The sequence below is a fragment of the Corallococcus sp. AS-1-6 genome (assembly GCF_020037015.1).
Lineage (GTDB): Bacteria > Myxococcota > Myxococcia > Myxococcales > Myxococcaceae > Corallococcus.
Genome location: NZ_JAIQDE010000010.1, coordinates 19059 through 39130 on the forward strand (window position 1 = coordinate 19059; position 20072 = coordinate 39130).

The 20072-nt window shown below is 69.7% G+C and carries 19 protein-coding genes, 2 tRNA genes and 1 pseudogene; 3 read left to right on the forward strand and 19 right to left on the reverse strand.

What is annotated here, in order from left to right; translation table 11 throughout:
• Nucleotides 1–35: 35 nt before the first annotated feature.
• The 14 genes and pseudogenes from K8612_RS15520 to K8612_RS15585 all read right to left on the reverse strand — a co-directional run bounded on the left by K8612_RS15520 (nucleotide 36) and on the right by K8612_RS15585 (nucleotide 11752).
• A tRNA-Pro gene (locus K8612_RS15520) sits at nucleotides 36–112 on the reverse strand.
• A 195-nt stretch (nucleotides 113–307) separates the two neighbouring features.
• Nucleotides 308–586, reverse strand: a pseudogene (locus tag K8612_RS15525) (integration host factor subunit alpha); the annotation flags it as partial.
• Nucleotides 587–680: 94 nt separating this feature from the next.
• On the reverse strand, nucleotides 681–3095 hold the full coding sequence (gene pheT, locus K8612_RS15530) for a phenylalanine--tRNA ligase subunit beta (protein ID WP_223762827.1): 2415 nt from the start codon (nucleotides 3093–3095) through the stop codon (nucleotides 681–683).
• Nucleotides 3096–3125: 30 nt separating this feature from the next.
• The gene (gene pheS / locus K8612_RS15535; RefSeq protein WP_223762828.1) at nucleotides 3126–4175 is read right to left on the reverse strand and encodes a phenylalanine--tRNA ligase subunit alpha; all 1050 of its coding nucleotides are present in this window, start codon (nucleotides 4173–4175) and stop codon (nucleotides 3126–3128) included.
• 126 nt (nucleotides 4176–4301) lie between these two features.
• On the reverse strand, nucleotides 4302–4649 hold the full coding sequence (gene rplT, locus K8612_RS15540; protein WP_014397247.1) for a 50S ribosomal protein L20: 348 nt from the start codon (nucleotides 4647–4649) through the stop codon (nucleotides 4302–4304).
• A gap of 91 nt (nucleotides 4650–4740) precedes the next feature.
• On the reverse strand, nucleotides 4741–4947 hold the full coding sequence (rpmI, locus tag K8612_RS15545; RefSeq protein WP_014397248.1) for a 50S ribosomal protein L35: 207 nt from the start codon (nucleotides 4945–4947) through the stop codon (nucleotides 4741–4743).
• A gap of 100 nt (nucleotides 4948–5047) precedes the next feature.
• Nucleotides 5048–5740 carry a translation initiation factor IF-3 gene (infC, locus tag K8612_RS15550; protein ID WP_223738199.1) on the reverse strand — a complete coding sequence of 231 codons (693 nt, stop codon included), beginning with the start codon at nucleotides 5738–5740 and terminating at the stop codon, nucleotides 5048–5050.
• Nucleotides 5741–5799: 59 nt separating this feature from the next.
• Entirely contained in the window at nucleotides 5800–7728 is a 1929-nt protein-coding gene (thrS, locus tag K8612_RS15555) for a threonine--tRNA ligase (protein ID WP_223738198.1), read from the reverse strand.
• Nucleotides 7729–7816: 88 nt separating this feature from the next.
• Nucleotides 7817–7888 (reverse strand) — tRNA-Val (locus K8612_RS15560).
• Nucleotides 7889–7971: 83 nt separating this feature from the next.
• Nucleotides 7972–8652 (reverse strand): uracil-DNA glycosylase, encoded by a 681-nt coding sequence (locus K8612_RS15565; protein WP_120586341.1) that lies wholly within the window; start codon nucleotides 8650–8652, stop codon nucleotides 7972–7974.
• Nucleotides 8649–9791 carry an AI-2E family transporter gene (locus K8612_RS15570; protein WP_223762829.1) on the reverse strand — a complete coding sequence of 381 codons (1143 nt, stop codon included), beginning with the start codon at nucleotides 9789–9791 and terminating at the stop codon, nucleotides 8649–8651. Before K8612_RS15570 ends, K8612_RS15565 begins: the two co-directional genes overlap by 4 nt.
• 223 nt (nucleotides 9792–10014) lie before the next feature.
• The gene (locus K8612_RS15575) at nucleotides 10015–10404 is read right to left on the reverse strand and encodes a hypothetical protein (protein WP_223762830.1); all 390 of its coding nucleotides are present in this window, start codon (nucleotides 10402–10404) and stop codon (nucleotides 10015–10017) included.
• Nucleotides 10404–11219 (reverse strand): hypothetical protein, encoded by an 816-nt coding sequence (locus K8612_RS15580; RefSeq protein WP_223762831.1) that lies wholly within the window; start codon nucleotides 11217–11219, stop codon nucleotides 10404–10406. Before K8612_RS15580 ends, K8612_RS15575 begins: the two co-directional genes overlap by 1 nt.
• 200 nt (nucleotides 11220–11419) lie before the next feature.
• Nucleotides 11420–11752: a PilZ domain-containing protein gene (locus K8612_RS15585; protein ID WP_223738193.1), complete on the reverse strand. Its 333-nt coding sequence runs from the start codon at nucleotides 11750–11752 to the stop codon at nucleotides 11420–11422.
• A gap of 240 nt (nucleotides 11753–11992) precedes the next feature.
• Here K8612_RS15585 and K8612_RS15590 point away from each other — a divergent pair, with 240 nt between their 5' ends.
• The gene (locus K8612_RS15590; RefSeq protein ID WP_223762832.1) at nucleotides 11993–12736 is read left to right on the forward strand and encodes an FKBP-type peptidyl-prolyl cis-trans isomerase; all 744 of its coding nucleotides are present in this window, start codon (nucleotides 11993–11995) and stop codon (nucleotides 12734–12736) included.
• A 46-nt stretch (nucleotides 12737–12782) separates the two neighbouring features.
• Here K8612_RS15590 and K8612_RS15595 read toward each other — a convergent pair whose 3' ends face one another.
• The 5 genes from K8612_RS15595 to K8612_RS15615 form a co-directional block, all read right to left on the reverse strand.
• Nucleotides 12783–13028 (reverse strand): hypothetical protein, encoded by a 246-nt coding sequence (locus K8612_RS15595; protein ID WP_223738191.1) that lies wholly within the window; start codon nucleotides 13026–13028, stop codon nucleotides 12783–12785.
• The gene (locus tag K8612_RS15600; protein WP_223738190.1) at nucleotides 13025–13675 is read right to left on the reverse strand and encodes a hypothetical protein; all 651 of its coding nucleotides are present in this window, start codon (nucleotides 13673–13675) and stop codon (nucleotides 13025–13027) included. The genes K8612_RS15595 and K8612_RS15600 overlap by 4 nt, the downstream gene beginning before the upstream one ends.
• 42 nt (nucleotides 13676–13717) lie before the next feature.
• Nucleotides 13718–15799, reverse strand: a complete 2082-nt coding sequence (locus K8612_RS15605) for a hypothetical protein (protein WP_223762833.1) — start codon at nucleotides 15797–15799, stop codon at nucleotides 13718–13720.
• Between the two features lie 77 nt (nucleotides 15800–15876).
• Nucleotides 15877–16080 carry a cold-shock protein gene (locus K8612_RS15610; protein WP_223738188.1) on the reverse strand — a complete coding sequence of 68 codons (204 nt, stop codon included), beginning with the start codon at nucleotides 16078–16080 and terminating at the stop codon, nucleotides 15877–15879.
• Nucleotides 16081–16200: 120 nt separating this feature from the next.
• Nucleotides 16201–18042 (reverse strand): M2 family metallopeptidase, encoded by a 1842-nt coding sequence (locus K8612_RS15615; protein ID WP_223738187.1) that lies wholly within the window; start codon nucleotides 18040–18042, stop codon nucleotides 16201–16203.
• A 343-nt stretch (nucleotides 18043–18385) separates the two neighbouring features.
• Here K8612_RS15615 and K8612_RS15620 point away from each other — a divergent pair, with 343 nt between their 5' ends.
• Both K8612_RS15620 and K8612_RS15625 read left to right on the forward strand, forming a co-directional pair.
• Nucleotides 18386–19486, forward strand: coding sequence for a DHH family phosphoesterase (locus K8612_RS15620; protein ID WP_223762834.1), 1101 nt, complete (start codon nucleotides 18386–18388; stop codon nucleotides 19484–19486).
• A gap of 33 nt (nucleotides 19487–19519) precedes the next feature.
• Nucleotides 19520–20062: a DUF3105 domain-containing protein gene (locus K8612_RS15625; RefSeq protein WP_223762835.1), complete on the forward strand. Its 543-nt coding sequence runs from the start codon at nucleotides 19520–19522 to the stop codon at nucleotides 20060–20062.
• Nucleotides 20063–20072 lie beyond the last annotated feature (10 nt).

Genomic DNA, 20072 nt, shown 5'->3' on the forward strand with positions numbered 1-20072 from the left:
CACCGGCTCGCACCGGAAACTCCAGGGCCTCTATTTGGTCGGGGCGACAGGATTTGAACCTGCGACCACTTGCACCCCAAGCAAGTGCGCTACCAGGCTGCGCTACGCCCCGAAAACCGCCGTCGTGAAACGGTGCTGCCTTATGCCCTCGCCGCTTTCCTGGGTCAAGCGCGAGGTGACGGGCGCCGGTGAAAAAAACCTACTCGTCGCCCTCTTCCATTCCCTCGTCGAAGTCCTCGCCCCGGGCCTCCGCCGCGTCCGCCGCCGCATCCTCCTGCGCGTCGATTTCCGCGTGGTTCTCCGGCGGTGCCTCGCCGTTCAGCGCGCTCTTCAACACCTGGCTCGGCCGGAAGGTCAGCACCCGGCGGGCGCTGATCTCGATCTCCTTGCCCGTCTGCGGGTTGCGCCCCACGCGCGCCTTCTTCTGGCGCACCTGGAAGTTTCCGAACCCGGAGATCTTGATCTTGTCCCCGCGCTCCAACGTCTCCTTCACGGTGTCGAAGACGAGCTCGACGATCTCCGCCGACTCCTTCTTGGAGAAGCCGACCTTCTCGTAGACGCCCTCGATGATGTCCGCTTTCGTCATGCGAGTCCTCTGGCACCCGTGATGGACCGGTGAACGCGGGGCATGGTGTCAGCCTTCCCCGAACCGTGTCAACGTCCTGACTTCATTCAGGAATTCAGGCGCGCAGCGCCGCCCCCAGCCGCTGGTTCACCTCCGTGATGATGCGCTGGTGGGCCGCCGTGACCTCCGCGTCGGTCAGCGTCCGCTCGGGCGAGCGGTACCTCAAGGCGTACGCCAGGTTCTTCTTCCCCTCGGGGATGGGCTTGCCCGTGTAGACGTCGAACACCAGCGCGTCCTCCACCAGCGGCGCCCCAACCTCCAGGATGACCCGGCGCACCTCCTCGTTGCGCAGCTCCAGCGGCACCACCACCGCCAGGTCGCGCAGCACCGCCGGGTACTTCGGCAGCGCCGCCGCCTGAGGCACCAGCCGCGCCGCCGCGTACAGCGGCTCCGTGTCCAGCTCGAACACGAACACGCCCTCCGGCAGGCCCAGCGCCTTCGCCACGCGCGGGTGCACCTCGCCCACCAGGCCCAGCACCGTCCCGTCCTTCAGCGCCACCTGCGCGCAGCTCCGCGGGTGGTACGCGGGGGCCTCCGCCGGGGTGAAGGCCGCGCCCTCCACGTGCAGGGCGTGCAGCAGCGCCTCCACCGCTCCCTTCGCGTCGTAGAAGTCCACGCGCGAGTCCTTCTGCGTCCAGCTCCGGCCACCGCCCCGCAGGCCCCACACCAGGCCCGCCACGCGCGGCACCTCGCGAGCCGCCGGGCGCATGCCCTGCCCGCCTTCCGCGTCCCGGAAGTACGCCCGGCCCGTCTCGTAGAGGCCCACCGACTCCACCTGGTGGCGCACGCTGCGCGACAGGTTCTCCAAGAGGCCCGGCAGCAGGCTCGTGCGCATCACCGACTGCTCGACGCTCAGCGGGTTCATCAGCGCGATGGGCGCTTCCTTCCCACCCAGCACCTCCAGCGACTTCGGCGCCACGAACGAGTAGTTCACCACCTCGGACAGCCCCGCGCCGCCCAGCGCGTGGCGCAGCCGGCGCTCGGCCTCCATGGACAGCGGCTCCGGCGCCAGCGTCTCCAGCCCGCGCGGCAGCCGCGCCGGGATGTTGTCGTAGCCGTACACGCGGGCGACCTCCTCCATCAGGTCCTCCTCGCGCTCCACGTCCACGCGCGCCCGCGGCACCTCGTACGTCGTCTGCCCGGCGGACTCCTCCACGGACTTGAAGCCCAGCGCCGTCAGGATGCGCCGGACCTCCGCCTCCGGCACCGCCACGCCCAGCACCTTCTCCACCCGCGCGTAGCGCAGCGTCGCCCGGCGCGGCGCCAGGGGCTCGGGCTGCACGTCCACCCGGCCCGGGGCCACCGTGCCACCCGACAGCTCCGCGATGAGCTGCGCGGCCCGGTCCAACGCCGGCAGCACCGCGTCCAGGTCCGCCCCGCGCTCGAAGCGGTGCGACGCCTCCGTGTGCAGCGCGTAGCGCTTCGCGGACCGGCGCACGCCGGAGCCGTGGAAGTGCGCGGACTCGATGACGATGCGCTTCGTGCCCTGCGTCACCTCGCTGTCGCCGCCGCCCATCACGCCCGCCAGCGCCTGCGCGCGGTCGCGGTCCGCGATGACCAGGTCGTCCGCGTCCAGCGTGCGCTCCTTGTCATCCAGCGTGCGCAGCTTCTCGCCCGGCTTCGCGGTGCGGACCACAATCTCCTGGCCCGCCACCTTCTCCAGGTCGAACGCGTGCAGCGGCTGGCCGTACTCCAGGAGCACGTAGTTGGTGACGTCCACCACGTTGTTGATGGCGCGCACGCCGCACGCCTTCAGCCGGTCCTGCATCCACTGCGGCGACGGCTGGACGGTGATGCCCTCCACCACCCGCGCCGCGTAGCGCGAGCAGCGCTCCTTCGCGTCGATGCGCACCTTCACCCGCTCCGCCACGGCCTTGCCGGACTCGGCGGGCTTCGGCTGGGGCACCTTCAGCGGCGCGCCCGTCACCACGCCCACCTCGCGCGCGATGCCCAGGTGGCTCAACGCGTCCGGCCGGTTCGGGGTGACGTTCACCTCCAGCACGGAGTCATCCAGCCCCAGGGCCTCCGCGATGGGGAGGCCCAGCTTCGTGTCCGCGGGGAGGATGAGCAGGCCGGACGAGTCCTCCGTGATGCCCAGCTCCTTCGCGGAGCAAAGCATGCCGAAGCTGTCCACGCCCCGGAGCGCGGCCTGCTTGATCTCCATGCCGTTGGGCAGCTTCGCGCCCACCGTGGCCAGCGGCACCTTGTCGCCGACCTTGAAGTTCTTCGCGCCGCACACCACCTGGAACAGCGCGGAGCCGCCGATGTCCACCTGCGTGACGGACAGCTTGTCCGCGTTGGGGTGCTGCACCGACTCGCGGATCTGCGCCACCACCACGCCGCGCAGTCCCTCGCCGGGGCGCTCCACGCCCTCGATCTCCAGGCCCGCAGCGGTCAGCTTGCGCGCCAGCTCGTCCACGGACGGCGGCAGCGCGACGTAATCACCCAGCCACTTCACTGAAATCTTCACGGGGTTGTCCTCTTGAGTGGTGGGCCGGAATCAGAACTGCGCGAGGAAGCGCGCGTCGTTCTCGAACATCATCCGCAGGTCGTCGATGCCGTAGCGCAGCATGGCCAGGCGCTCCACGCCCATGCCGAACGCGTAGCCCGTCACCTCCTTCGGGTCGTAGCCCGCGGCGGTGAAGACGTTCGGGTGCACCATGCCGCTGCCCAGCACCTCCAGCCAGCCGGTCTGCTTGCACACGCGGCAGCCCTTGCCGCCGCAGGACGCACAGGTGACGTCCACCTCCGCGGAGGGCTCCGTGAAGGGGAAGAACGACGGGCGGAAGCGCGTGCGCGTCTCCGAGCCGAAGAACGCCTTCACGAACGCGTCCAGCGTCCCCTTCAGCTCCGCGAAGCTCACGTCCTTGTCCACCAGCAGACCCTCCACCTGGTGGAACATGGGCGTGTGCGTGATGTCCGAGTCGCGCCGGTACACCCGGCCCGGCATCACCGCGCGGATGGGCGGCTTGCGCGACAGCATGTGCCGCACCTGCACCGGCGACGTGTGCGTGCGCAAAAGCGACGGGCTGTCCGCCTTCTTCGCGTGGCCCAGCGTGGGCTCGTCCACGTAGAAGGTGTCCTGCATGTCCCGCGCGGGGTGGTCCTTGGGCAGGTTCAGCGCCTCGAAGTTGAAGTAGTCGAGCTCGATCTCCGGGCCGACCGCCACCTCGAACCCGAGCCGCGCGAACGTCCGGACGATGTCCTCCAGCGTGCGCGACACCGGGTGCCGTCCGCCGGGCAGCACCGCGCGCCCGGGCAGCGTCACGTCCAGCCTGGGGCCCTTCAACTGGGCCTCCAGCGCCGCGTCCTCCGCGCGCTTCGTGGCGTCCGCCAGGAGCTGCTCCAGCTCCGCCTTGACGCTGTTGGCCACCTCACCCAGGGCGCGCCGCTCCTCCGGGGGCAGCTTGCCCATGCCGCCCAGCACCGCGGACAGCTCGCCCTTCTTGCCCAGGTAGCGGATGCGCAACGCCTCCACCTGCGAGGGCTCCGACACGCCGGAGATCTCCTGGCGCGCCGCGTCCGCCAACGCCTGCAACCGGTCTCGCATGGTCCTCTTCCCGCCTTCCGTTCACGCCCCGGAACGCCTTCTGGCGCCGGGCAAAAAAAAGGGGCCGCCCCCTGGTGGAGGCAGCCCGTTTCAGCTTCGGGAGCCGGCGTCACCGCCGGCCGTGTCTCAGGCTGCCTTCGCGATGTTGGCGATGGCGGCAAAGCCCGCGGGGTCCGCGATGGCCAGATCCGACAGGACCTTGCGGTCCAGGGAGATCTTCGCCTTCGCCAGGCCGGCGATCAGCTTCGAGTAGGACAGGCCCACCGTGCGAGCGGCCGCGTTGATGCGGACGATCCACAGGGAGCGGAAGTTGCGCTTGCGCACCGCGCGGTCGCGGGTGGCGTAGTCCAGGGCGCGCTCGACGGCCTGGTTCGCACGGCGGTAGCAGTTCTTGCGACGGCCGCGGAAGCCCTTCGCAAGCTTGAGAATGCGATTACGACGACGACGAGCCTTGAAACCCTTTTTGACGCGCATGACACACTCCTGACTTCTGGAAGGGAGCCCCGGGGCGCTGGCCTCACGCCGCTCCGCCAGGACTCACGATTGGTTCAAACCCGAGGACGACTCAGGCGCCGTAGGGGAACAGCTCCTTGATGACCTTCTTCGCGTCCATGTCGCGCAGGTGGCCCGTGCCACGGTTGCCGCGCTTCTGCTTGGGCGTCTTGGAGAAGGTGAACAGGTGCTTGCTGAACGCCTTGCCGAACTTCACCTGGCCGCTCTTCTTCACGTGGAAGCGCTTCTTCGCGGCGCTGCGGGTCTTCAACTTGGGCATGATCCCAAACCTTCCTTCTGCTTCCTGTCGGCCGGCAATCTTCGTGACTGACGGCGGTCCGGGGCACACGGTCCCCGGACGCTTTGGGCGGAAGCCTCTATCACTCTTTTGCCGCGACGGGGGCAGGATTTCCTACAGCCGACGCTGAAACGACCGCCGCGGCGACCGCTGGCCTGGCCTCCTGCTTCTTTCCGGCCGCCTCCACCTGCTGCCGGGCCAGCTCGCGGGCGCGCTGCGCCACCTTCGGGTTGGGGGCCAGGATCATGAACATCTGGCGCCCCTCCATCCGGGGGTTCTGCTCCACCACCGCGATTTCCTTCAGGTCCTTCACCACATCGTCCAGGATGGCGCTCCCCAGCTCCTTGTGGGTGATTTCACGACCCCGGAACTGGATGGTGATCTTCGCCTTGTTCCCCTCTTCCAGGAACCGGCGGGTGTTGCGGACCTTGAACTCGTAGTCGTGCTCCTCCGTCTTGGGGCGGAGCTTCACCTCTTTCAGGTGGACCACGACCTGCTTCTTCTTCGTTTCCGAGGCCTTCTTCTTCTCCTCGTACTTGAACTTGCCGTAGTCCATGATCTTGCAGACCGGCGGCTTGGCCATGGGGGAGATCTCGACGAGGTCGAGGCCGTCCGCCTGGGCGCGTGCCAGGGCTGCTTCCAGGGACATGACTCCGAGCTGCTCGGCGTTGGGTCCGACGACGCGGACCTCCCGGGCTCGGATACGGCGATTGGTTCTCTGATCGCGAACGATGGGAGGACCCTCCGACGGTCGGGGATGGAGGGTGTCCTCCAATCCCCGGAAAGCCGGGCACGTAGTTCAGCCCGGACGGAGAGTCAAGTCCCCCACACAGCTCAGGGCAGCGTGGCTTCCCTGGCCAGCAGGGCCTCGAAGTCCGCGGACTTCATGGACTTGAGGTCCTCGCCGCCGTACCGGCGGGGGGCGACGGCGCCGGCCTCCACCTCGTTGTCCCCCACCACCAGGGTGAAGGGGACCTTCTGCATCTGGGCTTCGCGGATCTTCGCGTTGAGCGTCATGCCGCGCTCATCCAGCTCCACGCGGAAGCCCTTGGCGCGCAGGTCGTCCCGCACCTTGCGTGCGTAGTCCAGTTGACGGTCCGCCACGGTGACGATGGTGGCCTGCACCGGGGCCAGCCACGCCGGGAAGGCGCCCGCGAAGTGCTCGATGAGGATGGCGGTGAAGCGCTCGAAGGAGCCGAAGATGGCGCGGTGGAGGACCACCGGGCGGTGCTCGGCGTTGTCCTCGCCCACGTAGGTGAGATCGAAGCGCTCCGGGGCCAGGTAGTCCAACTGCATGGTGCCCAACTGCCACCGGCGGCCAATGCTGTCCGACACCGCGAAGTCGATCTTCGGGCCGTAGAAGGCGCCGTCCCCGGGGGCCAGCTCGTACGCCAGGCCCAGCGACTCCAGCGCCGCCTTGAGGCCGCCCTCGGCGCGGTCCCAGAGGGAGTCGTCGCCCAGGCGCTGCTCGGGGCGCGTGGACAGCTTCACCGCGTAGGTGAGGCCCACCGCCTTGTAGACGCGGTCCAGGAGCTGCACGAAGCGCCGCACCTCGTCGGTGATCTGGCTCTCCATGCAGTAGATGTGCGCGTCGTCCTGCGCGAACTGGCGCACGCGGGTGAGGCCGCCCAGGGAGCCGGCCGCCTCGTTGCGGTGGAGCACGTCCTGGGTGTGCAGGCGCAGGGGCAGGTCGCGGTAGCTGTGCTTCTTGAAGCCGAAGAACAGGTGGTGCGACGGGCAGTTCATCGGCTTGAGGGAGAAGTCGTGCTCGCCGGACTCGCTGTCGAGAACCAGGAACATGTTCTCCTTGTACTTGCCCCAGTGGCCGCTCGTCTCCCAGAGGCCCTTGTTGAACATCAGGGGCGTCTTGATCTCCACGTAGCCGTCACCGGCCGTGAGGTTGCGCATCCAGTTGGACAGCGTCTGGTAGAGCGCGGTGCCCTTGGGCGTCCAGAAGGCCGCGCCCGGCGAGTACGGGTGGAAGTGGAAGAGGTCCAGCTCCTTGCCCAGCTTGCGGTGGTCGCGCTTCTTCGCCTCTTCGATGCGCGTGAGATAGGCATCCAGCGCCTTCTTGTCGAAGAAGGCCGTGCCGTACACGCGCTGGAGCATGGGGTTGCGGTGGTCGCCGCGCCAGTACGCGCCGCTGGAGGAGAGGATCTTGATGACGCCGATCTTCCCCGTGCTGGGCGCGTGGGGCCCCAGGCAGAAGTCCACCCAGTCGCCGTGGGTGTAGAGCGTGAGCGTCTTGGCGCCCTTGGCGGCGATGTCCTTGACGATCTCCACCTTGAACTTCTCGCCCTTCTCCTCGAAGAGCTTGATGGCGTCCTCCATGGAGATTTCCGTGCGGACGAAGGGCGCGTCCTGCTTGAGCTCCGCGTTGGCCGCGGCCTCGATCTTCTCCAGCTCCTCCGGGGTGAAGGGCTTCTCGCGGAAGAAGTCGTAGTAGAAGCCCTCCTCCGTCGCGGGACCGATGGTCACCTGCGTGCCGGGGAACAGCTTCTGCACGGCGCTGGCCACCACGTGCGCGGCGTCGTGACGGATGAGGTCCAGGCCTTCCGGGCTCTTGGACGTGAAGATCTGCAGCTTCGCGTCCTCGTCGAGCGTCCGGGCCAGGTCCATGTCCTGGCCGTTGACCCGGGCGAACAGGGCCGCCTTCGCGAGCCCCACGCCGATGCTGCCCTTCACGAAGTCCGCGATGGTCGTGCCCCGGGCGGTCTGCTTCTGGCTGCCGTCGGGGAGCGTCACCGTGATGGATTCGGACATGGCGGATAAACCCCTGCGCTGGAAAAAACCGCGGGCGGCAGGCTTTTGAGAAAGCCGGCCGCCCGCGAGATGGATCACTTACTGATGATGGGTCGTAGTGGGATCGAACCACTGACCCCTACCGTGTCAAGGTAGTGCTCTACCGCTGAGCTAACGACCCGTCGTGCGGATGGGCGCGGGGAATAACAGCGGGCTCCCGCACCTGTCAAGGAACATGAGCGCGGGCCCTGATCTTCCCCGCGTTCACGTCTCCAACAACGCCCGGACGCGTTTCATCACCGCGTCGAACATGGCGGGGGTGAGCCTCCCCGTCTGGGTGTTCTGCTGGCTGACGTGGTAGCTGCCCACGAGCCACCGGCCGTCCGGCAGCCGGAACTCGGCGCCGTGGCCGAAGGCGGGCCGGGGCGTGGGGAGCGGACCACCCGTGCGGGCGGCCGAGGCCAGCGCGGCGTTCCACCCGATGGCCCCCAGGGCGAGCAGCACCCGGCCGGGCAACAGCGCCATCTCCCGGTCCAGGAACGGGGCGCAGCGGGCCAGCTCCTCCGGCAGCGGCTTGTTGTCCGGCGGCGCGCACCGGCCGGCCGCGACGATGAAGGCGTCCGTCAGCTTCAGCCCGTCGTCCCGGTGCTCGCTGTGACCCTGGTTCGCGAAGCCCGCGCGCTGAAGGCCCGCGTAGAGGAAGTCCCCGGAGCGGTCCCCGGTGAACATCCGCCCCGTGCGGTTGGCCCCGTGCGCGGCGGGCGCCAGCCCCACGATGATCAGCCGGGCCTTCGGGTCGCCGAAGCCGGGGACGGGCTTCCCCCAGTAGTCCCAGTCGCGGTAGGCGCGCCGCTTCACGCGGGCCACCTCCTCGCGCCACGCCACCAGCCGGGGGCAGGCCCGGCACGCGATGATCTCCTGGTGCAGCTTCTCCAGCTTCGTCACGGCCCCTGCACCCTCCCCTTGTAGAGCTGCGTGCGGCGGTAGCGCTGGAGGACGACGCTCAGGACGACCTTGAGGATGGCGCTCGCCGGGACGGCCAGCAGGATGCCCACGAAGCCGAACAGCTCACCGAAGGCGAGCACGGCGATGATGACCGCCACGGGGGCCAGGCCCACCTTCTCCCCCACCACGCGCGGGGTGATGACGAAGCCCTCGGCCAACTGCCCGATGATGAAGGTCGCCGCCACCACCGCGAGCTGCCACGGCCCCTGCCAGGACAGCAGGACGCCCAGCAGGGCCAGCACCACGCCGATGCCCGTGCCCAGGTAGGGCACCATGTTGCCGAAGCCGGCGATGAGGCCAATGGCGATGGCCAGGTCGATGCGCGCCAGGGACAGGCCCACCGCGTAGAGCACCGACAGGATGGCGCCCACGGTGAGCTGGCCCTGCACGAAGGCGGACAGCACCTCGTCCACCTCGCGGAAGCGCTGGGTCACCAGCACCACGGAGCGGCGCGGCAGCAGGTCCTGGATGCGCCCCATGAGGCGCGGGTAGTCCTGGAGGAAGAAGAACGCCAGCACCGGCACCACCGACAGGCCCAGCAGCGTGGCCGCGAAGCGCGCGGTGTTGCCGGCGAAGCTCGCCACCAGCCGCGCCGCCGTGGGGCCCGCGCTCTGGAGCAGCTCGGAGGCCTTCTCCCCCAATTCCGCGGTGCGCTGGCTCACCAGGTCCGGCAGCGACACGCCCAGCAGCGACTCCACCTGCGGCACCACCTGGGTGCTGGCGCGCTGGAAGAAGCCGGGCAGCTTCGCCGCCTCGTCGCGGAACACCGGCACCAGGTACAGGCCCGCGCCCACCATCAGGAGCGTGCCCGCGAAGAAGAGGATGGACGTGCCCCAGGTGCGGTCCACGCCGCGCCTCTCCAGCAGCGTCACCAGCGGGTTGAACGCGTACGCGCCCGTCAGCGCCAGCAGCACCGGCACCGCCACCCCGCCGAACACGGACAGGAGCGCGAACACCAGCGCCAGCGAGCCCACCATCACGCCGGACCAGATGAAGTCGACCCGGCGGGCCTCCGCCTCGTCCAGCGCCGAGGGGTCGCCCGGCGGAGGCACGGGCTCCGGGTGCACGACGTGCAGCACCGGGGACACCTCCGGGGTCGCGATGGGCTGGGGGGCCCCCTTCAGCGCGCGCTCACTGCCTCTCTTGCGACGTCCGATGACCGCCTCCTGTCCCCGCCCATCCTACGGCGTCTTCAGGCCCTGATTGCTGCCCTTGAGCAGGCTCGGGGCGTCGCCCGCCCCCTCGCGGTGCGGGGCGCCGACCCTGGCGCGGGCGTGGCCATCCCGGGACGCGCCCGGAGCTTCAGGGCGAAACGCCGCCGCTTTCGGGCGCCAGGGGCCGGAGCTTCACGTTCAACGTCACCCGCGCGCCACGGGGCTGGTAGTAGGTCGTGTAGGGGTAGAACCCGCGCTTCTTCACCTCCACCTGGTGGAAGTCGGAGTCCCCCAACCGCAGGCTCCGCGACACCCCGGAGAAGTCGCTGCACGTCCCCTGCTCCACGCCGTCCAGGAGGATCTGCGCGTCCGAGGGCTCGCACCGGAGCACCAGGTCGCCGCGCTTGGCGGAGTTGGACGCCATCAACTGCTCCGCGCGGGCCACCGTCGCGGGCTGCTCCTGCTTCGCCGCGCAGGCGCCCGCGAGCATCGCCGCCAGCGCGAGCACCGCCGTCGTCCGGAAGGAGCCCACGGCCATCACTGCGTGACGATGACGACCCGGCCCTCGGCCAGGAAGCGGGTGTTCGCCTCGGTGAGCGCGCGGATGCCCTCGGCGCTCAGGACCAGGTCGGAGCCCTGGAGATGCGCGGCCTTCACCACCAGGGGCTTGTCGCCCACGCGCGACGCCTTCCGGGCCGCGTCCAGGCTGTTGAACCAGGCCGCGACGCCGGCCGTGCCGCGCGCCTCTGGCGTGAGCACCGTCGCGCCGTAGAGCGCCTTGCCCGTCGCGTCCACCAGCCGGGGCGCGAGCACCGGCTTCGCGCCCAGCCCTCGCGCGTCCACCACGAGCCCCGTGTACTTCGCCGCGCCCTCGGCGTTGAGCACGATGGCCGGCTCCTGCGCGGGCGTCAGGGCCGCGGCGAGCACCGCGAGCGGCACCTCCACGTCCATCTCCACGCCGCTGTCGGAGAAGTAGCGCGTGGCCACGACCTTGTAGCCGCGGATGGCGCCCTCGACGCGGCTCTTCACCTCGTCACGCGCCAGCTCGTCGCCCACCGTGCGGCCCGCGCTCACCTGGATGCTCCTGGCCTGCTCCAGCAGGTTGCGGAACGCGTCCTGCTTCGCGGCGCGCTCGGCGCCCAGGCGCGCCTGCCCGGGGTTGGCGGCCTTGAGGTCCGGGGCTCCGGCGCCCGTGGCGCGCAGGACCTGTCCCTCCCAGTTGATGCCCGGAGTGCCCGCGCCGCGCGCGGGTTCAGCGGCGGGCGTGGCGGGTGCGGCGACCATCGCGTCCTTGCCCTGGCCCAGCGCCGTCAGCGGCACGACCAGCAACAATCCCCACAGCGAACGCCTCACGGAGCACTCCTCCCGTTGTCGCCGCGACACGTCGGCGAGCGCACAGGGAACCTCTCCGGTCATTCAAGGGGGGCACTTCGCGCGAAGTCAAGGCGACCCGGGGACAGTCGGATCCGCCTGATGGGTCCAGCGCGGGGGACCGCGAACCGCCGGTGGCACCGCGCAATCGCGGTGACGCACGCGGAGGGTAACGCCTTGAGTCAGTTGCCTTCGCTGTGACGGTCGACGTAGGCGTCGATCATCTTGCGGTGCCGCTCGGTGAGCAGCGTGAAGCGCACGCCGGACTGCTCCTTGCGGCCCAGCTCCTTCCACTCGCGTACGACTTCACCCTCGGCGTAGATGATCTCCTCGGAGCCAGGGAGCTGGAACTGGAGGCCCACGCGGCGCGCGTCGTGCTGGGGCTCGATGAGGCGCGAGAGGCTGACGCCCTCCTGGCTGATGTCCGCGGCCCGGGTCATGTACGGCACGCCGCCCATGTACTTGTTGAGGTAGATGTCCAGGGGCGCCCGATTGGCCTTCCGCTTCTCGCTCATTGGCTCATGACCTCCGGCTGGTGCAACAGCCTGCTGCGGGGGTGCAGCGACCTGAAGGCACAGTACGTTCAGACGTCATGCGCGCAAGAAAACGGCGCCCTTCCCGCCCCCCAGGCAGGCCTGCGTGCGCCGTGGTTTTCCGCTCGCTGGATTCTTCGCGTTGGCCTGTGCGCGCGGATGAGCGACCGGCGGCGCGCGAGCGGCGCTATGGTCCCTGCCATTCTCGTGAAAGGCGGCAGCATGCGTATGCAGTGGAAGGCAGCCCTGGTCCTGATGCTCGGTGCTCCGGGCCTCGCCCTGGCCCAGGCCCCGACGAAGAGCTCCAAGCCGGCCGCCGCGCCCGCGGCCACCGCGAAGGCGGCCTCCGCCCAGGAGCCCGTGGAGCTCAAGACGGAGGATCAGAAGACCATCTATTCGCTCGGCCTCTCGCTGGGCCAGAGCGTGACGGCGCTCGCCCTCACCCCGGAGGAGCTGGCGCTGCTCCAGCGCGGCATCCAGGACGCGGTCGCCGGCGCTCCGCCCGCGGTGGATCCGAAGGAGTACGCGTCGAAGATCCAGACGCTCGCCAAGGCGCGCATGGCCCAGGTCAACGTCGCGACGTTGGACCGCGCGTCCAAGGAGCCCGGCGCCACGCGGCTGCCCTCCGGCGTCATCTACCGCGAGCTCAAGGCCGGCACCGGCAAGTCGCCCCGCGCCATCGACACCGTGAAGGTGCACTACCAGGGCACGCTGGTGGACGGCTCGGAGTTCGACAGCTCCTACAAGCGCGGCATGGCGGTGGAGTTCCCGCTCAACGGCGTCATCCCCTGCTGGACCCAGGGCGTGCAGAAGATGAAGGTCGGCGGCAAGGCGAAGCTCACCTGCCCCGCGAGCACCGCGTACGGAGAGCGCCCGCCCACGGGCTCGCGCATCCCGCCCAACGCCGTGCTCACCTTCGAGGTGGAGCTGGTGGACATCCCCGGCAACACCGCCGCCACGCCGTAGCGCGCCTGCGACGGGGACCCGCGTGCGGCGGGTCCCCGCGAAGGCGTCACGACACGGGCAGCTTCACGGACCGGCCGCCGAAGGGCGGGTTGGCCATGATGGCCTGGGCCAGCCGGTCCGCGAACGCGCGTCCCTCCTTCTGGAAGGACTCCGTCTCCTCCGCGTTCAGGCGCACGCGCACCTCGAACTGGACGAAGCCGCCCACCACCACTTCGATGGACAGCCCCCCGTCCCGCCCGCGCAGCACGCGGTACAGGAGCGGGCTCTGGAGGAGCACCTCCTCGTCGCTCACGGGATCTCCGCCACCTGCGTGTCCGCCACCGGCGCATTGATGACCATCACCTCCGGCGCGCCGCCGGACGTGTAGCCGCCGAACTTGAAGCAGTCGGTGTCCTCGGGCGTCTGGCACTTCCACACGCCGGGGTCCGCGTCCACCGGCAGGCGCGTGCAGACCTTCTGCGCGCCCAGGTCCAGCGTCATCATCCGCAGGGGGCCTTCGAAGTTCTTCGCCGGCAGGCCCAGCGCCTGGCCCAGCACCGCGGGGTCGTGCTTGCCGTCCGCCGTCTTCGCCTTCTCCACCGCGCCGTGGATGGACGCCGACGGCGCCGCGAACAGGTAGCAGGCCGTGTCGTTGCAGCGGCCGAAGTTCTTCGCGCCCGTCTGCACCACGAACTTCTGGTACGCGCTGTCCGTCATCAGCCAGGACACCTTGCGGTCCGGAAAGTTCTTGTCCAGGTGCTGATCAATCCCGTAGGGGCTGGCCAGCGTGTCCGCCTCCTTGGAGATGGCCTTCTGCGTGTCGTCGCAGTAGTCCACCAGCGACGCCGTCGACGGCTTCGGCTCCGTCGTGTCCGGCGTCTTCGTGCCGCCCTTCATCGACGCACAGCCCACCACGGTCGACAGCGAGCCCAGCACCAGCGCACGAGAGATGAAATTCAAGGTCAATCCTCCAGAAGAGTTAAATGGGGAATGCCTGAACTATCACAGCGCGGCTTCGGTGGCGCGCAACAAAGCGTCCGCGCTGACGGGGGCTCCGGTGGCGTGGCGCATCCATTCGTCCGGGGTGACGGAGCCGAAGGTGGCCATGCGCTCGAACTCCGCGCCCAGCGGGCCGTGCTGCTTCAGGTGCTCTTCAATCTGGAAGGCGATGAGGTGCCCGAGCGGGTAGTCTGGCAGGTACAGCGGGTAGCTGATCATGTGGCTGTAGATGCCCAGGACCGGGCTGTCCTTCCGCCCCAGCACGGGCGCGTAGTAGCGGTTCCACACGTCGCGCGACAGGCCGGCCACCGCGTCGCGGAGCTGGGCGGGCGTGGCGTCCGGGTGTTCGTACATCCAATGCCACGTGGCCATGTCCACCAGCGCCACGCCGGCGATCTCCCACGCCTGCCAGAAGTCATTGAGCACCCGCTCGCGCTCGCTGGCCGCGTCCGGCTGGCCCAGGCCCAGGAGCTCCAGGTCGCGCGCCTGGAAGACGAAGGCCAGCGCCTCCGTGAAGGCGTTGTTGGGGACGCCGGACAGGAGCGTGTGGTCCACCTGGTACAGGCTGAAGACCTGCTCCACGTTGTGCCCCAGCTCGTGCACCGCGATGTTGTAGCCCTTGTAGTCCATGCCCCCCTTCTCCACGCGCGTGCGCAGACGCGGGAAGTCGCCCCGGCGCAGCGCCTGCTGGGCATGGCCCGCGCCTCGGGAGGCGTCCACGCGGATGTACGACGCGAGCACGTCCGCCTTCTGCCGCGTGAAGCCCAGCCCCTGGAGGATGCGCGGGATGTCGCGCGCGAAGGCGTCCGCCGTGGGGTAGCGCTTGCGCGTCAGCGCGTCCAACTGCGCCTCCGGCACCTTCGCGCCCGGACGGAAGCCGGGGTACCACAGGTCCTGCGGCTCCAGCGGGCGGCCCAGGCGCGTCTCCATCAGCTTCGCCACGCGCGGCACCAGCGGGGACTCCAGGAGCTGGGTGAGCAGCGCGCGCACGCGCTCCTCCGGCAGGCCCCGGTCCAGCTCGAAGGCGCGGGCGATGCGCGTGGGCGCCACCGGTGAGTACGGGTCCACCTTCCGCGAGGCCTTGAACGTGGCCAGCAGCCGCGCGTAGCGCGTGTCCGGCTCCGGCGCGGCGTCCGCCTTCACGGCGCGCTGGGGCGCGTTCGCCTCCACCGTCTCCGGCGGCGCCACCGTGACCTTGTTGGTGAACGGATCCCAGTCCACGCGCGGGTTATCGATGACGGCGGCGGGGATCGTCTGCGTGACGATGCGCTCCATCACCTGGACGATCATCCGCTGCTTCTCCAGGCCCCGCGGATCCGTGTAGTCCGCCTTCAGCTCGTCGCGCAGGTTCCAGTGGCTGATGAGGCGCAGCCCCTGGGGGAAGAGGCGCTGGCCCTTCGCGTCCACCAGGTGGTGCATCCAGACGTTGTACTCGGCGATGTAGAGGTTCGCGTCCGCGATGGCCTGCGACACCTTCTGCTCCACCGCCGCGGGCACGCGCCGGTTGAAGCGCGACGCGAGCTTCGCCTCCGCCCACTGGCGCCGCGTCCACGACGGGCCCTCCTTCACGCGCTCGGCCAGCGTGGTGAGCGGGAAGTTGAGCAGCACCACGAAGCCCGGCTTCGCGCTGAACAGGTCCGACGTGACGTTGGAGGAAGGGTCATACGCCGCGAGCAGCGGCTCCACCGGCAGCAGCGGCCCCAGGTCCAGGTCCGTGAACCACTGGAGCTCGCGGCCCAGCTCGTTCATGTGGCCGTCGAGCTGCTCGAACAGTCCTTCAAAGCGCGTGAACGTGGCATCCAGTTGGGGGCCCGTGGGCAGGAACTGCTCGCGCGCGAAGGCCGCCAGGTCCCCGTCCTCCGGGCGCCAGAGCGCGGCCACCTGCTCCAGGCCCCGCTCGATGCGGGCGCGCTGCGACTCGCCGTGCTGCTTCACCAGCTCCTGCTCGAGCGCGGCCAGGGACTGCTTCGACACGGGCGCGGACGGCGCGGTGGCGGCGGGCGGCGCGGGGGGTGTGGAGGGCGACGTCGTGGCGCACCCGAGGGCGACCACCAGGGGGAGGAAGCGCGGACGGAAGGCGGGCATGCGGGCTCCGGAAAATACAGAAGGCCCGACCCAGAAGAGAGTCGGACCTTCATGGGTGAATCAAGAAGCGGTCAGGCTCAGATCGCGCGAACGTTCTGCGCCTGCAGGCCCTTGGGGCCCTTGGTGACTTCGAACTCCACCTTCTGGCCCTCGGCCAGCGTGCGGAAGCCGTCCATGTTGATGGCGGTGTGGTGGCAGAACACGTCCTCGCCGCCGCCGTCCTGGGTGATGAAGCCGAAGCCCTTCGCGTCGTTGAACCACTTCACGGTTCCAGTTGCCATTGCCTTGTTCTTCTTTCATCGCGGACAGGAAGAGTCGCCGTCCGGTCCTACAGAGTTCAACCCTACAAGACGGGCGCAGCCTAAGCGCCCGTCCCCGGGGGTGTCCACTCCCAGCTCACGTCACCAGCCGCACTTCTGGCCCTTGTTCTGCTCCTGCAGCCAGCGGCGCAGCGGGGCGAAGTACTCCAGCATGGGCGTGGCATCCATCTGGCGCGTGCCCGTCATCGCCGCCAGTGCGTCCGGCCACGGCTTGCTCGCGCCCAGCTCCAGCATGGCCTGCAGGCGCGCGCCCGCGGCCTTGTTGCCGTAGATGGAGCACTCGTTGAGGGGGCCCTTGATGCCGGCGGCCTCGCACAGCGCCTTGTGGAACTGGAACTGGAGGATCCGCGCGAGGAAGTAGCGCGTGTACGGCACGTTGGCGGGCACGTGGTACTTGGCGCCCGCGTCGAAGTCCTGCTCCGTGCGCGCCACCGGCGCGGCGATGCCCTGGTACTTCGTGCGCATCGCCCACCAGCTCTTGTTGTAGTCCGCCGGCTTCACCTTCCCGCTGAACACGTCCCAGCGCCACTGGTCCACCAGCAGGCCGAAGGGCAGGAAGGCCACCTTCTCCAGCGCGTCCTTCAACTGGAGGTTGATGACGTTCTTGTCGTTCTTCTCCACCGCGTTGAGCAGGCCCGCCTGCTGGAGGTAGGCCGGGGTGATGGAGAGCGTGAGCGCGTCGCCAATGGCCTCGTGGAAGCCGTCGTTGGCGCCGGCCTGAAAGAGGACGGGGAGCTTGTAGTAGTACGTGTAGTAGTAGTTGTGGCCCAGCTCGTGGTGGATGGTGACCAGGTCCTCCTCGGTGGGCTTGATGCACATCTTGATGCGCAGGTCGTTGTCGTACGTCACGTCCCAGGCGGACGCGTGGCAGACGACGTCGCGGTCGCGGGGCTTGGTGAACTGCGAGCGCTCCCAGAAGGTCTGCGGCAGCGGCTTGAGGCCCAGCGAGGTGAAGAACTTCTCACCCAGCTTGACCATCTTCTGCGCGTCGTAGCCCTGCTTCACCAGGGCGCTGTCCACGTCCAGGCTGGCCTGGCCGGGGAACGGCTCCACCAGCGGGTAGATGTTGTTCCACTCCTGCGCCCACATGTTGCCCAAGAGGTGCGCGGGGATGGGCTTGCCGGCGGGCACGGCGGCCTCGCCGTACTGCTTCGCCAGCCGGCCGCGCACGTAGCAGTGCAGCTCGTCGTACATGGGCTTGACCTGGCCCCAGAGCCGCTGCGCCTCCTGCTCGAACTCCGCCGGGGTCATGTCGTAGGACGACCGCCACAGCGTGCCCAGGTCGTTGAAGCCGATGTCCTTCGCGCCCGCGTTGGAGAGGTTCACCAACTGCGTGTAGAGCGGGCGCATGGGGCGGCTGATGGCGTGCCAGCCGGTCCACGCGTCGAGCAGCTCGTTGGCGTTGCGGCTCTCCGCCATGACGTCGGACAGCTCCTCCAGGTCGCGGCACTTCCCCTTGCCGTCCTTGCCGCAGTACTTGCCCTTGCCGTAGAGGCCCTCCAGCTTCGCGGCGGTGGAGGCCAGCTCCGCGCGCTGCTTGGGGTCGGACGGGGCGGGCAGCGTCTGGGACACGCGCAGCAGGTGCAGCATGCGCGCGGTGTCCGCGTCCAGCTTCAGCCCGTCGAAGCGGCGCGAGTCCTTGATGGCGTTGTTGACGTAGGCCATCACCTCTTCGTTGACGGAGGCGGCGTTCCGCTCCGTGTCGTCGGTGATGTACGTGCTCTTGATCCACTCGGCGGTGGCCTGGCGGGTCCAGAGCTGCTTCAGGTCCGCGTTGAGCTTCTCGGCGAACTGCTTCGCCTCCGCGGGCGTGGCCTTCGCGGCCGGAGCGGGCGTCGTCTTGGCCTGCGCGCTGGCGGCGGGCGCCGCGAGCGACAGGGCGGCCAGGGCCGCGCGAATGAGGGACTGGGGAGTGCGGGTCATGGGCGCGGACACTATGGGAAGTGCCCTGCCCTCGCACCCGCGAAGTCACGGCGCCCGCGCGCCCTGCCCCTTGTGTGGACGTTGCGACATCGCCTCCCGACGCAGTGCGAAAACCGCGCGGTCCTTCCATGCGTGCGCGGCGTCCAGCGCCTCCGGGCGGCTGGGGGCGGCGCCGCCCACGTGGATGACGACGCGGCACTCGGGGCCCGCCGATAGGCCTTCCATGCCAGCGAAGGTCACCACGCTCGCGCCGTATGCCTGGACGTGGGAAGCCGTCCGGAGGGCAACCAGCCACGACGGGCGCGCCCTGCCGTGCCGCTACAGGCAGTGACAGCTTTGCTTCATGCTTCTGGGACACACGAAAGACGCGCACTGGCCGGCGCCAGAGGCGGCGATGGACCAGGCGCGCGAGTTCCTGGAAGCATGCCGGGACAAGCACGTGCTCGTCGTCCCGCACACGGACGTGGACGGGCTTACCTCTGGAGTGCTGATGCTCCGGGCACTTCAGTCCCTGGGCGCCCGGCCGACGGCGCGCCTGCCGGGCAAGGGAGAGGACGTCCACCACCCGGCCTTCCTGGAGCGGCTGGTCGCCTCCTCCGCGGAGGCCCTGGTGGTGCTGGACATGGGCAGCCGCGCGGAGCCGCTGCTGCCCGGGGTTCCCACGCTGGTGGTGGACCACCACGCATCGGAGGACTTCCCACCCGGCGCGCGGGTGCTCACCGCCTATGGCCATGCGCCCGTGGCGAACACGAGCCTGCTGACGTACGTGCTCACGTCGTCGTTCATCGTGCCCGGTCCGCTGGAGTGGCTGGCGGTGCTGGGGACGGTGGCGGACCTGGGCGCGGACGCGCCGATGCCGTTCCTCCGGGACGCGCTGCGGCGGGCGAAGCGCTCGTCCGTCACGGAGGCGGTGGCGCTGCTCAACGCGGCCCGCCGCTCCAGCCGGTTCGCGGCGCCGCTGGCGATGCAGGTGCTCCTGCGCGCGGGCAACGCGACGGACATCGCGGAGGGGCGCGTGCCCGGCGTGGACGCGCTGCGCGACTGCCGCCTGGAGGTGCAGCGCGAGGTGGCCCGGTGCGCGAAGACGCCGCCGCGCTTCGCGGGCAACAAGGCGCTCCTGCTCTTCAGCTCCGAGGCGCAGGTGCACCCGCTGGTGGCCATGCGCTGGGTGCAGCGGTTGCCGGACCACATCGTCGTCGCCGCCAACACGGGCTACCTGCCCGGCCGCGTGAACTTCGTGCTGCGAAGCCGCGAGCCGCTGGACCTGCTCGCGCTGCTGCGGGGCCTGGATCTGCCGCCGATGGGAGGCTCGTTCGCGCACGGCCATCCGCGAGCCACGGGCGGGAGCCTGCCCCCGGCGGACTTCCTGCGCCTGATGGATGCGCTGGGGTTCGGAGGCCTGAGCGACCAGGACGTGGACCGGCGTGGCGTGGCGCCGGGCTGAGGCGCCCCCGGCTGTTGCGATATGACGGGGTGGATGCCTCGCGCCCTCTCCGCCCTCCTCTTCTCGCTGTGCCTCGCCTGCGGTTCGACGAGCGACGATCCGCCCACCCCCGGTGGCGAAGCCTGCGATCGGTACGCGTTCCCGCTGTCGGACACGTCGCCCGCCAATCACGTGAGCTCGTGCGGCAGCACCGCGTGCGGCAATGGTGAGAACCCGCCCAACTCCGGCCTGCATTGCTCCACGTGGCTGTCGTGCCGCAACTACACCGAGGAGCAGCCGCGCTGTTCGTGGATCCACAACCTGGAGCACGGCCACGCGGTGTTCCTCTACAACTGCCCGGAGGGCTGCCCCGACGAGGTCGCGAAGCTGGAGGCCGCGATGGCCAAGGCCGCGGTGGGCAGCAACGGCGTGCGCCGCGCGCTCGTCACGCCGGACTCGCAGTTGCCCACGCGCTTCGCCGCGCTGCTGTGGCGCCGGACGTACCTGATGGATTCCGTGGATCCAGACGCGCTCACGTGTCTGCTCGCGCTCCAGGATGTGGATGCCAATGAGCCGGGGCTGATCTGTCCCCCGTGAAACAAAGGGT

Bases quoted from the DNA above. Each gene is read 5' to 3' on its own strand.
- pheS (WP_223762828.1), bottom strand. From the start codon at position 4,175: ATGCGAGACCGGTTGCAGGCGTTGGCGGACGCGGCGCGCCAGGAGATC.
- rplT (WP_014397247.1), bottom strand. From the start codon at position 4,649: ATGCGCGTCAAAAAGGGTTTCAAGGCTCGTCGTCGTCGTAATCGCATT.
- rpmI (WP_014397248.1), bottom strand. From the start codon at position 4,947: ATGCCCAAGTTGAAGACCCGCAGCGCCGCGAAGAAGCGCTTCCACGTG.
- thrS (WP_223738198.1), bottom strand. From the start codon at position 7,728: ATGTCCGAATCCATCACGGTGACGCTCCCCGACGGCAGCCAGAAGCAG.
- K8612_RS15575 (WP_223762830.1), bottom strand. From the start codon at position 10,404: ATGGCCGTGGGCTCCTTCCGGACGACGGCGGTGCTCGCGCTGGCGGCG.
- K8612_RS15585 (WP_223738193.1), bottom strand. From the start codon at position 11,752: ATGAGCGAGAAGCGGAAGGCCAATCGGGCGCCCCTGGACATCTACCTC.
- K8612_RS15590 (WP_223762832.1), top strand. From the start codon at position 11,993: ATGCGTATGCAGTGGAAGGCAGCCCTGGTCCTGATGCTCGGTGCTCCG.
- K8612_RS15605 (WP_223762833.1), bottom strand. From the start codon at position 15,799: ATGCCCGCCTTCCGTCCGCGCTTCCTCCCCCTGGTGGTCGCCCTCGGG.
- K8612_RS15610 (WP_223738188.1), bottom strand. From the start codon at position 16,080: ATGGCAACTGGAACCGTGAAGTGGTTCAACGACGCGAAGGGCTTCGGC.
- K8612_RS15615 (WP_223738187.1), bottom strand. From the start codon at position 18,042: ATGACCCGCACTCCCCAGTCCCTCATTCGCGCGGCCCTGGCCGCCCTG.
- K8612_RS15620 (WP_223762834.1), top strand. From the start codon at position 18,386: ATGCTTCTGGGACACACGAAAGACGCGCACTGGCCGGCGCCAGAGGCG.
- K8612_RS15625 (WP_223762835.1), top strand. From the start codon at position 19,520: ATGCCTCGCGCCCTCTCCGCCCTCCTCTTCTCGCTGTGCCTCGCCTGC.